The sequence below is a fragment of the Mycobacterium sp. TY814 genome, assembly GCF_030755175.1.
Taxonomy (GTDB): Bacteria; Actinomycetota; Actinomycetes; order Mycobacteriales; family Mycobacteriaceae; genus Mycobacterium.
Genome location: NZ_JAUFRY010000001.1, coordinates 900,009 through 913,221, shown reverse-complemented (window position 1 = coordinate 913,221; position 13,213 = coordinate 900,009). Strand labels below are relative to the sequence as shown.

Sequence of the window (13,213 nt, the reverse complement as noted above, 5' to 3'; positions counted from 1 at the left end):
GCATGGTTCTCGTCAGGTCACCAGTCATCATTCTGGGGCCCTCCCAACGCTGACTGGAGGTGATAGCGAGTGAGTTTCCCTGTGATGGGCCAGCCCAATACCGGCGATACGGCCTGGATGTTGGCGAGTGCGGCACTCGTGCTGCTGATGACGCCGGGCCTGGCGTTCTTCTACGGCGGCATGGTTCGTGCCAAGAGCGTGCTCAACATGATCATGATGAGCATCAGCGCGATGGGCGTCGTGACGGTGCTGTGGGTGCTCTACGGCTACTCCATGGCATTCGGCAACGACACCGGCAATGTCGTCGGCAGCCCGACCGAATACTGGGGCCTGAAGGGCCTCATCGGTGGCAACTCGGTTGCCGCCGACGCGTCCAAGGGCGTCGCGGCGACGGACATCCCGCTGGCGGGAACGCTGCCGGCCTCGGTGTTCGTGGCCTTCCAGTTGATGTTCGCGATCATCACGGTCGCCCTGATCTCGGGCGCGGTCGCCGACCGGCTCAAGTTCAGTGCCTGGCTGGTGTTCTCGGGCCTGTGGGCGACGCTGGTGTACTTCCCGGTCGCGCACTGGGTCTTCGCCTTCGACGGGTTCGCATCGGAGAAGGGCGGCTGGATCGCCAACAAGCTGCACGCGATCGACTTCGCAGGCGGAACCGCGGTGCATATCAATGCCGGTGTGGCGGGCCTCATGCTGGCGCTCGTCCTGGGCAAGCGTAAGGGTTGGCCGACCACGCTCTTCCGTCCGCACAACCTGCCGTTCGTGATGCTGGGCGCCGGTTTGCTGTGGTTCGGGTGGTACGGCTTCAACGCCGGGTCGGCGACCAGCTCGAACGGCGCCGCGGGGTCGACGTTCGTCACCACCACGATCGCCACTGCGGCGGCGATGCTGGCGTGGCTGCTCACTGAGCGCATCCGCGACGGCCACGCCACCACCCTGGGTGCCGCCTCGGGCATCGTCGCCGGGCTGGTCGCGATCACGCCGTCGTGCTCGTCGGTGAACGCACTGGGCGCACTGATCATCGGCGTGGTCGCCGGTGTGCTGTGCGCGCTGGCCGTGGGTCTGAAGTTCAAGCTCGGCTTCGACGACTCGCTCGACGTTGTCGGCGTCCACCTGGTCGGCGGTCTCGCCGGCACCCTGATGGTCGGCCTGGTCGCCGCCCCCGAGAGCGTCGCGATCAACGGCGTGGCGGGCGTGTCCAAGGGCCTGTTCTACGGCGGCGGGTTCGACCAGTTGGAACGCCAGGCAGTGGGCGCGTTCACCGTTCTGGCCTACTCGGGCGTTGTCACGCTGATCCTGGCGCTTATCCTGAAGTACACCATTGGGCTGCGGCTGGGAGCAGAGCAGGAAGCGGCGGGCATCGATGAGTCGGAGCACGCTGAGAGCGGCTACGATTTCGCGGTTGCCAGCGGTTCGGTTCTTCCCCGCGCCAGCCTGCCGGACACCCCGAACGGCCTGCAGGCGCGAGTGGCCGAGAAAGTTGAGGCGGAATAGATATGAAGCTGATCACCGCGATCGTCAAGCCGTTCACCCTCGACGACGTCAAGACCAGCCTGGAGGACGCCGGCGTCCTGGGCATGACGGTCAGCGAAATCCAGGGCTATGGGCGGCAGAAGGGCCACACCGAGGTCTACCGGGGCGCTGAGTACTCGGTCGACTTCGTGCCCAAGGTCCGGATCGAGGTCGTCGTCGACGACTCCATCGTCGACAAGGTCGTGGACAGCATTGTCCGGGCGGCACGGACGGGCAAGATCGGCGACGGCAAAGTGTGGGTCAGCCCCGTGGACACCATCGTGCGGGTGCGCACCGGTGAGCGCGGTTCTGACGCTCTGTAGTCGCGCGTTGCCGAACCAAGGCAGATGGGCCGGCCGGGTGTGACACCGAACCGGCCGGACCCTTCTGAAACCTCGAAAACGGAAGCACCGCAAGCAGGAAGCGCCGTTGCGGCAGTCGATCTGGCTGCCGCGCGGCGCGAACTGCTGTCTGACGGCCTCAGCGGCATGAAACCTGCCGAGATGCGGCAGGCAGTGCTGGACCTGCACGAAAACTGGTTGACCGCAAAGGCTTCCGAAATCGGCATCACCGACGACAGCGGCTACGCCATCGTCGCGGTCGGCGGCCTCGGCCGTCGTGAGCTACTTCCGTACTCCGACCTCGACCTGGTGCTGGTGCACGACGGGAAGCCGCCCGAAGTACTGGGGCCGACCGCCGACAAACTGTGGTATCCGTTGTGGGACGCCAACATTCGGCTCGATCACAGCGTGCGTACCGTCAGCGAGGCGCTGAGCACCGCCAACGCCGATCTGACGGCCGCCCTGGGCATGCTCGAGGCGCGGCACATCGCCGGAACCGCAGCCCTGTCAGCCGAACTGATCGACGGGATCAAACGGCAGTGGCGCAGCGGAATCCGTTCTCGCATGGACGAACTCGTGGAGATGACGCACGCCCGCTGGCTGCGTCTTGGCCGTATCGCGCACCGCGCCGAACCCGACCTCAAGTCCGGCCGCGGCGGGTTGCGCGATGTCCAGTTGCTCAACGCGCTGGCGCTGGCGCAACTCATCGACCGTCACGGGATGGCCCGGGCCGATACCGCTGTCGGCTCGCTGGACGATGCGTACCTGACGTTGCTCGACGTCCGGACCGAATTGCACGTGGTCTCCCGCCGGGGTCGTGACCAGTTGCTGGCGCAGTTCGCCGACGAGATCAGCGAAAAGCTTGGCGTCGGGGACCGATTCGACCTGGCGCGGATGCTGTCCAGCGCCGGTCGCACCATCAGCTTCCACGCCGTCACCGGACTGCGCACCGCCGCCAACGCGTTGCCCAAGCGCGGTTTGACCGCCCTGATGCGGCGACCCAAGCGGCGACCGCTGGATGAGGGTGTCGTCGAGTACGCCGGCGAGATCGTGCTGGCCCGCGACGCCCGTCCCGAAAGCGACCCCGGTCTGGTGTTGCGGGTGGCCGCCGCCGCGGCGGACACCGGCGTGCCCATCGGTGCCGCCACGCTGAGCCGGCTGGACAGCGCGCCACCGCTGCCGACACCGTGGCCACGGGAGGCCCTGGACGACCTGCTGGTGGTGCTGCTGGCCGGTCCCACCGCGGTAGCCACCATCGAGGCGCTGGACCGCACCGGGTTGTGGGGGCAGTTGTTGCCCGAGTGGGATGCGATCCGCGACCTGCCGCCGCGCGATGTCTCGCACAAGTGGACCGTGGACCGTCATGTCGTGGAGTGCGCCGTGCACGCGGCACCGTTGACCACCAACGTGGCGCGACCGGACCTGCTCGCCCTGGGTGCCCTGCTGCACGACATCGGCAAGGGCCGCGGAATGGACCACTGCGTGCTCGGCGCTGATCTGGTGATCCCGATCGGGCAGCGGCTCGGTTTGTCGCCCGCTGACGTCGACACCATCTCCAAGATGGTCCGCCACCATCTGCTGCTGCCGATCACGGCCACCCGTAGCGACCTGAACGACCCCAAGACCATCGAGGCGGTGTCCGAGGCGCTGGGCGGTGACCCGCAGCTGCTCGAGCTCATGCACGCGCTGTCGGAGGCCGATTCCAAGGCCACGGGTCCGGGCGTGTGGAGTGACTGGAAGGCGTCGCTGGTCGAGGACCTGGTGCGGCGCTGCCGGCTGGCGATGGCGGGGGAGACGCTTCCGCAAGCGGAACCGACTGCGCCGCACTATCTTTCGCTGGCTGAGCGGCAGGGCGTGCACGTCGAGCTGCAAGAGGGTGACGGCGAACGGCTGTGCGCGGTGATGGTGGCCCCGGATCAGCGCGGGCTGGTGTCGAAAGCCGCGGCCGTGCTGGCGCTGAACTCGCTGCGGGTCCACTCGGCCTCGGTGAACATCCACGAGGGCGTGGTGATCACCGAATTCATCGTGTCGCCGCTGTTCGGCTCGCCGCCCGCGGCCGAGCTGCTGCGCCAGCAGTTCGTCGGCGCCCTGCACGGCGATATCGACGTGTGCGGAACGCTGGAAAAGCGCGACATGGAGGCCACCAGCTCGGCCACCGCCCGGGCCGGCGAGGTCCAGGTGGGAGTGCCCGTCACCCGTTCCACCGCCCCACCGCGCATCCTCTGGCTGGACACCGACACCCCGGGTCAGCTGATCCTGGAGGTCCGCGCCATGGACCGGGTCGGCCTGCTCGCGTTGCTGACCCGTGCGCTCGAGCGCGCCGAGACCGACATCCTGTGGGCCAAGGTCAACACGTTCGGGTCGACGGCAGCCGACGTGTTCTGTGTGGCGGTGCCGCCGGAGCTCAATGCGCGGTCCGCGGTGGAAAAGCACCTGCTGGCGGTGCTGGGTGCGCCCGCGGTGGTGCTGGAGGACGAGCCCGTCGGGGACTAGCGCCATGCTCTGAGCCACCGCCCTCAGTGTGAACCTCACGACGGGACACGCCGATTCACCGTCGCATCGTCCACACTCGGCGAAAGGTTTTGGCTCGCGTTACACCGGCTCGGCGTTGAGCTGGCGCACGGCGTCGATCCGCGCTTTGAGCTGATCGCTGGTGGCCGCGGCGATCGGCGGCCCACCGCAGCGGCGGCGCAGCTCGTTGTGGATCCAGCCGTGCGGCTTGCCGGTGCGATGGTGCGCCACGGAGACCAGGGCGTTGAGTTCGCGGCGCAGGTCGCGCAGTTGACCGTGCGTGGTCAGCGCCACCGCCGGGGTGCCTGCCTGCGCCCGTTTCTGTAGCTGCTCGTCCTGCCGGCGGTGCAGCAGCGCACGCATCTGTTCGGCGTCGAGCAGGCCGGGGATGCCGAGGTAGTCGGCCTCCTCGTCGCTGCCGGCCGGGGTTGCGGTGCCGAACGACGAGCCGTCGAAGATGACCTGGTCCAGTTCGGCGTCGGCGCCCAGCGAGGTGAAGCCCTTCTCTTCGCCGGGTTCGGTCTGCGTCTTGGTGGCCGGGTCCTCGTCGAGTGGGTCGCCCTCGGATTCGCGGTGCGGTTTGCCCAGCACGTGGTTGCGCTGCGCCTCGAGTTCGCTGGCGAGCTGCAGCAGATTCGGCACCGACGGCAGGAAGATGCTCGCCGTCTCACCTGCTCGCCGGGATCGCACGAACCGCCCGATGGCCTGGGCGAAGAACAGCGGCGTCGAGGCGCTGGTGGCGTAGATACCGACCGACAGCCGCGGCACGTCGACCCCCTCGGACACCATCCGCACCGCGACCAGCCACCTGCTGGTGCTGGCGGAGAACTCCGAGATGCGCGCCGACGAGCCGGGGTCGTCGGAGAGCACGACGGTCGGCGCCTCGCCGGTCAACTTCGTGAGCAGGGTCGCGTAGGCGCGCGCCGCGGTGCGGTCCGAGGCGATGATCATCCCGCCCGCGTCCGGCACATGCTCACGCTTCTGGCGCAGCCGCTGGTCGGCGGCCGCGATCACCGCCGGCATCCACTCGCCGGCCGGGTCCAGTGCGGTGCGCCAGGCGCGGGCGGTCTGTTCGGCCGACAGTGGTTCGCCCAACCGCGCCTCATGCTCTTCGCCGGCGCTGTCCCGCCAGCGGGCCTGCCCGGAATAGGCCATGAAGACCACGGGGCGGACCACGCCGTCGGCCAGCGCCTCGGCGTAGCCGTAGGTGTGGTCGGCCTTGGACCGCATCAGGCCGTCGGCGTCGGGTTCGTAGTTCACGAACGGGATCGGACTGTCGTCGCTGCGGAACGGCGTCCCGGTCAGGGCGAGCCGGCGGGTCGCGTCACCGAAGGCTTCCCGTATGGCGTCACCCCAGGTTTTGGCGTCACCGCCGTGGTGGATCTCGTCGAAGATCACCAGCGTCTTGCGTTGTTCGGTACGCACCCGGTGCAGCGTCGGGTGGGCGGCCACCTGGGCGTACGTGACCACCACGCCGTGGTACTCCGGCGAGGTCTGCGGGTTGGAGTTGGAGAATTTCGGGTCCAGGGAAAGTCCCTGGCGTCCGGCGGCCTGGGCCCACTGGATCTTGAGGTGCTCGGTGGGTACGACGACGGTGATCTGCTCGACGGCCCGGTGCGCGATCAGCTCGCCGGCGATCCGCAGGGCGAAGGCGGTCTTGCCGGCACCGGGTGTGGCCACCGCCAGGAAGTCCCGCGGCTCGGTTCCCAGGTACTTGACCAGCGCGCGACGCTGCCAGCCGCGCAGCGACCGGGTCGTGTCGGCCGGGAAGTGGCTGACCGGCTGCAGCGACACATTCCCCCCATACAGATTCGGCCTGGTGGCTCGGCCGCGCGAGACGGCGCAGTGGCTGTGAAATCTAGCACGACAACGCTTTTCGGCGCTGCAACGACGTGGCTGTCCGGTCAGATTGGCTGGTCGCGGGTCTGCAGCCAGTCGTGGATGCGCGTGGCGACGTCGGGCCATCCGGGTTCGAGCATCATGTTGTGGCCCATCGAGAAGAACTCCGGTTCGGTCCGGTACGCATGGGCCGTCGCCCGCACCTCCGCGGTGCTGACGAAGCCGTCATGCTCGGCGCCCAGAACCAGCATCGGGGTCGTCACCAGTCCGGTCCGGACCCGCCGGGTCATCGGATCCAGCGCGGCCGCCCGCAGACTTTCGGGCCCGGCCTGCGACCGGCAGGATTCGACGATCTCCTCGGGTGTCTGCCGACAGAAGAGGTAGTCGCGGGCCAGCGTCGCCGATTCGACGAACTCGAGCAACGTGCCGCCGGTGAAGGCCCGCATGGCGATCAGGGGATGGCGGCGCCAGACGCGCATCGCCAGCCGCAGGAAACCCTTCGGGGGCACCGAGCCGACCAGCACCGCGGCGGGCGCACGCCGGGTTTCCAGATACCGCTGCACGGCGAAGCCGCCGAGGGAATGGCCGATGAGCACCGGTGGGCCGCCGAGTGAGTCGGCCACCGTGCGGACGTCCTCCACGTAGTCGGCCATGGAGCACCACCGCAGGGCCTTGGGTGCGGGACTGGCGCCGTGGCCGCGCAAGCTCACCGCGACGGCGCGGTAGCCGGCGTCGGCGAAATAGTTCAGGAAGTTCTCCCAGCACCACGCGCCGTGCCAGCCGCCGTGGACGAACAGCAGCGGTGGGCCGGTGCGGGAGCCCTTGTCGATGACTTCGAGCATCACCGCGCTCCGACTGCCTGGTACTCGGCGCGGTTCGGCACCGTGGCCGCGCCCAGGCCGAGCAGCGTGGCCAGGATCACCGGGAACTCCAGGTAGGCGTGATAGCTGGCGAACGCGGAGTACACCGCCTTGCCGGAGGCGTAGTCCGTGACGAACACGACGGCCAGGGCCACTCCGACGGCGGCACCCAGCGTCCACGCCCGCGCGCCGCTCAGCCACGGGACGCGCACCTCGAATGCCCGCGCCGCATCGGGTGCATGGCGGGGAAAGAAGTACACCCAGACGAAGTAGTGCATGGTCTGCAGGAAGGCGAACACGACGAGCAGCCTCAGGCCCATCTCGGTCAGCACGGCCGCCGGCGGGGCACTGGCCGCCACGATGGGGCGGGGATTTCCCGCGAACCCGGCCAGCGACGAACTGGTCCCGCCGAAGTGGCGGTCGAGCACACCGGACAGCAGCACCGCAGGAACGACCAGCACCCAGCCGAGCTGCACCGATCGGAAGGACCGGCGCAACGCCGGGGTGGGCAGCCGGGCCGACCACTCCCACAGGAAGAACAGCGGCACCACATTGTGCAGATGCGACAGCACGACGAAGTGGTAGGCGGGCCAGCTCAGCGAGGCGGCCGTGGCGATCGCCAGCACCGCTGCCGCCGCGACCAGCGCCGGCCCCCGTAACCCCGCCACACAGGCAGCCAAGAGCACCGCGTAGCCGATGACGATCTCGGCCAGCCGCGCCGGCTCGCCGACGATCATGGCGGCCAGCCGGCACAGCACGATGACGGTGATCAACCCGAGCAGCCACGACAGCAGCCGGCCGGCGAGTACGGCGGCGAAACGTCCAGTGACGTAGCGCAATTCCAGGACGTTGTGCAGGACCCCAAAGGCCATCAGCCCGAGCACCGTGGTGGCCAGCGGAGCGCGCACTGCGATGGCCAGGGCAACTGCGGCGGCCCCCGCGAACAGCCAGATCACCCGTAAAGTCATCGCGTGTCCCAGCTGACCGCTTTCGTCATCACGGTCGCGGTCGAATCGCTGTGGTACGTCGGCGGCCTCGTGGGCATCGTCGGGCTGCGGTGGTGGTCGGCGCTGATGCTGACGATCGGCGTCAACGCGGTCACCCATCCGGTGGCGTGGTGGGTCCTGGCGCCGGACCCGACTATTGCGCGGCTACTGCTGACGGAGGTCGCGGTGACCCTCGCCGAGGCGGCTGTGCTGGCGGTCGCCGTCCGGCGTGACCTGACGACACTGGCGCTACTGAGTGTCGGCGCCAATGCTTCGTCGCTGCTCACCGGGCTGGTCCTCAACCGGTAGGCGGACCTGGAGGGGGAGGCGGCGACCACTGGGGCGGCGGGCCTTGTGGGGGCGGCGGGCCTTGCGGCGGCGGGCCCCATTGCGGTGGCGGCGGGCCCCACTGCGGTGGCTGCTTCGGCCGCCGCGAGCGGCGTAGCCAGATCACGACAGCCACCGCGGCCGCTACCACCAACAGCAGAAACACGACGACCACCAGCAGCACCGGAGAAGACGCCGATGGTGCGGGGGCCATGTCTGCGAGCACAGTGACCACGCGGCAAAAGTAGCGTTTTCCAACCTCGATCCACCAGGCTTCGCCGAAACTGAAACCACGCACGCCCGCATCGGCGTGTCGTCTGCCTCGTGACAGTGTCGCGGGCCCACGGCAACAGGACCACTAGGCCTGCTGGTGGTGACCCCCAGCGCCCGACTCGGTCCTTGTCTGCCGCCCCGACGGCAGCACCACTAGGCTGGCTGTCGTGTTTGAATCGCTGTCCGATCGCTTGACCGGTGCCCTCCAGGGGCTGCGCGGCAAAGGCCGCCTGACCGACGCCGATATCGAGGCCACTACCCGCGAAATCCGGCTCGCGCTGCTGGAAGCCGACGTGTCGCTGCCCGTGGTCCGGGCGTTCGTCCACCGGATCAAGGAACGCGCCCGCGGGCATGAGGTGTCCGGCGCGCTCAACCCGGCGCAACAGGTCGTCAAGATCGTCAACGAGGAACTGATCGGCATCCTCGGCGGCGAGACCCGCGAGATCGCCTACGCCAAAAACCCGCCGACGGTGATCATGCTCGCCGGCCTGCAGGGTTCGGGCAAGACGACGCTGGCCGGCAAGCTGGCGTTCCGGTTGAAGAACCAGGGCCACACCCCGCTGCTGGTGGCCTGCGACCTGCAGCGTCCCGCCGCGGTCAATCAGCTTCAGGTCGTCGGTCAGCGCGCCGGCGTCCCGGTGTTCGCGCCGCACCCCGGCGCCTCACCCGAGTCCGGGCCGGGCGACCCGGTCGCCGTCGCCGCGGCGGGCATCGCCGAGGCCAGAGCCAAGCACTTCGACTTCGTCATCGTCGACACCGCCGGCCGGCTCGGCATCGACGAGGAGTTGATGGCCCAGGCCGCGGCCATCCGCGACGCTGTCAACCCCGACGAGGTGCTGTTCGTCCTGGACGCGATGATCGGCCAGGACGCGGTCGCCACCGCGCAGGCATTCGGCGACGGCGTCGGGTTCACCGGCGTCGTGCTGACCAAGCTGGACGGCGACGCCCGTGGTGGTGCCGCCCTGTCGGTCCGCGAAGTCACCGGTGTGCCAATCCTTTTCGCCTCGACCGGCGAGAAGTTCGAGGACTTTGACGTCTTCCACCCGGACCGGATGGCCAGCCGCATCCTCGGTATGGGCGACGTGCTGAGCCTGATCGAGCAGGCCGAGCAGGTCTTCGATGCCCAACAGGCCGAGGCTGCCGCCGCCAAGATCGGCGCCGGTGAGCTGACGCTGGAGGACTTCCTCGAGCAGATGCTTGCCGTGCGCAAGATGGGCCCGATCGGCAACCTGCTGGGCATGCTGCCCGGCGGGGCACAGATGAAAGACGCGCTGGCCGAGGTCGACGACAAGAGCCTCGACCGGATCCAGGCCATCATCCGCGGCATGACGCCGCAGGAGCGGGCCGACCCGAAGATCATCAACGCCTCGCGGCGGCTGCGCATCGCCAACGGCTCCGGCGTCACGGTCTCCGAGGTCAACCAGCTGGTGGACCGCTTCTTCGAGGCGCGCAAGATGATGTCCTCGATGCTCGGCGGCATGGGCATCCCCGGGCTGGGCCGTAAGTCCGCGACCCGAAAGTCCCGCAACTCCAAAGGCAAGAAGGGCAAGAAGGGGGCCCGCGGACCGACGCCGCCGAAGACGCGCAGTCCATTCGGCGCCGGCATGCCCGGCATGCCCGGCATGCCGGCCGGGTTCCCCGACCTGTCGCAGATGCCGGAAGGCCTCAACGAACTGCCGCCGGGGCTGGCCGACTTCGACCTGTCCAAGCTGAAGTTCCCCGGCCAGAAATAGCCGCAGTGCGACTGCACGTGCGGGGGCTCGCCCTGCCCGGCGACATCGCCACCGAACTGTGGATAGTCGACGGCCGCATCAGCTCCGAGCCGGTCTCCGGTGCCGACACCGTCTTCGATGGGGGCTGGATCCTGCCGGGGCTGGTGGACGCGCACTGCCACGTGGGGCTCGGCGAACACGGCGCAGTCGAACTGGACGAAGCGATTGCCCAGGCCGAAGTCGAACGCGACGTGGGCGCGCTGTTGCTGCGCGACTGCGGCTCACCGATCGACACCCGGAGTCTTGACGACCATCACGACCTGCCCCGCCTCATCCGGGCCGGACGGCACCTGGCCAAACCCAAGCGCTACATCCCCGGGCTGGCCGCCGAGATGGAGGACGAAGCGCAGCTGCCGGATCTCGTCGCCGAGCAGGCCAGGCGCGGAGACGGCTGGATCAAGCTGGTCGGCGACTGGATCGACCGGGGGATCGGCGACCTCGCGCCGCTGTGGTCCGATGACGTCCTCAAGGCGGCGATCGACACCGCCCACGCGCTCGGCGCCCGCGTCACCGCGCACGTCTTCGGCGAGGATGCGCTGCCCGGCCTGATCAACGCCGGCATCGACTGCATCGAACACGGCACCGGCCTCACCGACGAGACGATCGAACTCATGGTCCGGCACGGCACCGCGCTGGTGCCGACGCTGATCAACTTGGAGAACTTCCCGGGCATCGCCGACGCTGCCGTGCGCTACCCGACGTACGCCGCGCACATGCGCGACCTCTACGACCGCGGATACCAGCGGGTCGCCGCGGCGCGCGACGCCGGTGTGCCGGTGTATGCCGGCAGCGACGCGGGCGGCACCATCAGGCACGGACGTATCGCCGACGAGGTCGACGCGCTGCGCAAGATCGGCATGAGCGCCGAGGAGGCTCTCGGGGCAGCGTGCTGGGACGCCCGGCGCTGGTTGGGCAGGCCGGGCCTGGATCACGGCGCATCGGCGGACCTGTTGTGTTACGCCGACGACCCCCGCCGGGGCGCGGCCGTGCTGAACCGGCCTGATCTGGTGATCCTGCGCGGCAAGGTGTTCCGCCCCGGACATTAGATTTCGCCGAGTGTTAGCCGGGCGCAGCGCGTCCGGCCGCAACTCGGTGGTTACCATCGCTGAATGGCGTTGGCCAGCGGCGCAACCTTTGCCGGTTACACCGTCGTGCGGCAACTGAGTTCGTCGGCGACCGGCGAGGTATACCTGGCCCAGCGGCCGGATCTGCCCGGATGGCAGGCGCTGAAGGTCCTGCCGCCCGCGGCCGACGACGACTTCCGCGCCCGGTTTCACCGCGAGACCGTGGCGGTGGCGAACCTCTATCACCTCAACATCGTCGAGGTGCACGAACGCGGTGAGTCCGACGGACAGCTGTGGATCGCAACGGATTACGTCGACGGTACCGACGTCGCCAGGTTGATGGCCGATCGCTTCCCCGCGGTACTGCCGATCGGTGAAGTGCTCGGGATCATCACGGCCGCGGCGGCTGCCCTGGACTTTGCCCACCTGCGTGGCGTGCTGCACCGCGACGTCCGGCCCGGCAACATCCTGGTGACCGCGCCGGGCGCCGGCGACCCACAAGTGATGTTGTGCGACTTCGGATTGCAGCGCCCGCCCGGTGAAGCTGGCTACGCTGCGCCCGAGGAGGCTACCGGCGCCGCCGTCGACGGACGCGCTGATCAGTACGCGCTGGCGGCGACCGCGCTGCACCTGTTCACCGGGGCGCCGCCGACGGCAGGGACCCCGCCGCGACTCAGCGAGTTGCGCCCGGACCTGGCCCGCCTGGACGACGTGCTCGGGCGGGCGCAGGCCGACCAGCCGGCGGATCGATTCGGCAGTTGCCGCGAGTTCGCCGCCGCCCTCGCCGATCGGGCGGGAATCGCCGACCACGACGCTGCGGCGACACCCGTCGAGCAGCCTGCCGCCGAGCCCGCCTACGTCGTCGACTACCCGGTCTACGCGTGGCCGGAACCGGCACCGCCAGCACCGGTCCTGGAACCGGCCAGCGGGCCGCCGGCGGGACTCCTGCGATCCGCCGCGGGCTCGCTGGCGCGGCGACTGGACGCCTTTTCCAGCGGAACCGGGCGCACCAGGCGATTCGGTCCGCGCCGGATACTGATCGGCGCCGTCGCCCTGGCATTGTTGGCCGGTTTGTCCGCGGCTGTCATCAGCGTCGGGCGCCACACCGATACTCCTGTCCGCGCCGGGGGCCCGTCGACCACGTCGAGCGCCGTGGCGGCCACCACCAAGGCTGCCCCACCGCCCCCACTGGACGGCACCTATCGCATCGAGGTGCAGCGCTCCCGGCAGACCTTCAACGACAATCCCACGCCGCAGCCGCCCGACGTCCAGACCTGGTGGGCGATCCGCTCGTCCTGCACGCCCACCCGCTGCCTGGCGGCGGCGACGCTGCTCGACGACACCGATCACGCGCAGGTGAAATCGCCTGACGTTCATCCGCTGCTGCTGGAGTTCATCGACGGCCAGTGGCGGTCCAGGCCGGAGACCACGAAGTTTCCGTGCATCGGGCCCACCGGGCAGGCGAGCACCCAGATGACCACCCAGGTGCTGACGCTGCGGCTGCAATCCCAGGGCGACCTGGCCGGCGAGATGTCCGTGACGGTACGCAGCAACGAATGCGGCCAGTTGGGAGGTCTCATCCGCATCCCGGCCGTGGCGGACCGCAGCGGTGACATCCCGCCCGCGGTGAACGTGCCGGACCCGGTGACCGGCACGCCGGGCACCACGACGACGGCGACCACGGTGGCACCGGAACCGCCGACCACCAGGCCTTCCGGGCCGGGGCGCTGA

11 protein-coding genes are annotated in these 13,213 nt (G+C 69.4%); 7 read left to right on the top strand and 4 right to left on the bottom strand.

All coding sequences use genetic code 11. The features are described 5' to 3' along the window. Positions 1-84 precede the first annotated feature (84 nt). From QXH22_RS03740 to QXH22_RS03730, 3 genes are read left to right on the top strand one after another with little or no spacing between them, the layout of a single operon-like run. Positions 85-1,491, top strand: coding sequence for an ammonium transporter (locus tag QXH22_RS03740; protein ID WP_306244304.1), 1,407 nt, complete (start codon positions 85-87; stop codon positions 1,489-1,491). A 2-nt stretch (positions 1,492-1,493) separates the two neighbouring features. After that, positions 1,494-1,832, top strand: a complete 339-nt coding sequence (glnB, locus tag QXH22_RS03735) for a nitrogen regulatory protein P-II (protein ID WP_055577570.1) — start codon at positions 1,494-1,496, stop codon at positions 1,830-1,832. A 39-nt stretch (positions 1,833-1,871) separates the two neighbouring features. After that, complete coding sequence (locus QXH22_RS03730; RefSeq protein ID WP_371934203.1) at positions 1,872-4,343, top strand: [protein-PII] uridylyltransferase; 2,472 nt, start codon at positions 1,872-1,874, stop codon at positions 4,341-4,343. 99 nt (positions 4,344-4,442) lie between these two features. Here QXH22_RS03730 and QXH22_RS03725 read toward each other — a convergent pair whose 3' ends face one another. The 3 genes from QXH22_RS03725 to QXH22_RS03715 all read right to left on the bottom strand — a co-directional run bounded on the left by QXH22_RS03725 (position 4,443) and on the right by QXH22_RS03715 (position 8,028). After that, positions 4,443-6,149: a DEAD/DEAH box helicase gene (locus QXH22_RS03725; RefSeq protein WP_371934202.1), complete on the bottom strand. Its 1,707-nt coding sequence runs from the start codon at positions 6,147-6,149 to the stop codon at positions 4,443-4,445. 116 nt (positions 6,150-6,265) lie between these two features. Continuing rightward, entirely contained in the window at positions 6,266-7,042 is a 777-nt protein-coding gene (locus QXH22_RS03720) for an alpha/beta hydrolase (RefSeq protein WP_306274951.1), read from the bottom strand. Further along, a complete protein-coding gene (locus tag QXH22_RS03715) occupies positions 7,042-8,028 on the bottom strand; it encodes a hypothetical protein (RefSeq protein ID WP_306274950.1) in 987 nt (328 codons plus the stop codon). Before QXH22_RS03715 ends, QXH22_RS03720 begins: the two co-directional genes overlap by 1 nt. A 3-nt stretch (positions 8,029-8,031) precedes the next feature. On the opposite strand from QXH22_RS03715, the gene QXH22_RS03710 reads away from it, so the two are divergent. Beyond that, positions 8,032-8,355, top strand: a complete 324-nt coding sequence (locus tag QXH22_RS03710) for a hypothetical protein (RefSeq protein ID WP_306274949.1) — start codon at positions 8,032-8,034, stop codon at positions 8,353-8,355. On the opposite strand, the gene QXH22_RS03705 is transcribed toward QXH22_RS03710, so the two are convergent. Then, complete coding sequence (locus tag QXH22_RS03705; protein ID WP_306274948.1) at positions 8,345-8,608, bottom strand: hypothetical protein; 264 nt, start codon at positions 8,606-8,608, stop codon at positions 8,345-8,347. The genes QXH22_RS03710 and QXH22_RS03705 overlap by 11 nt on opposite strands. 205 nt (positions 8,609-8,813) lie before the next feature. Here QXH22_RS03705 and ffh point away from each other — a divergent pair, with 205 nt between their 5' ends. The 3 genes from ffh to QXH22_RS03690 all read left to right on the top strand — a co-directional run bounded on the left by ffh (position 8,814) and on the right by QXH22_RS03690 (position 13,213). Further along, positions 8,814-10,379 carry a signal recognition particle protein gene (gene ffh, locus QXH22_RS03700; protein WP_306274947.1) on the top strand — a complete coding sequence of 522 codons (1,566 nt, stop codon included), beginning with the start codon at positions 8,814-8,816 and terminating at the stop codon, positions 10,377-10,379. Positions 10,380-10,384: 5 nt separating this feature from the next. After that, positions 10,385-11,464: an amidohydrolase family protein gene (locus QXH22_RS03695; RefSeq protein WP_371934150.1), complete on the top strand. Its 1,080-nt coding sequence runs from the start codon at positions 10,385-10,387 to the stop codon at positions 11,462-11,464. A 63-nt stretch (positions 11,465-11,527) separates the two neighbouring features. Beyond that, positions 11,528-13,213 carry a serine/threonine-protein kinase gene (locus tag QXH22_RS03690; protein ID WP_306241405.1) on the top strand — a complete coding sequence of 562 codons (1,686 nt, stop codon included), beginning with the start codon at positions 11,528-11,530 and terminating at the stop codon, positions 13,211-13,213.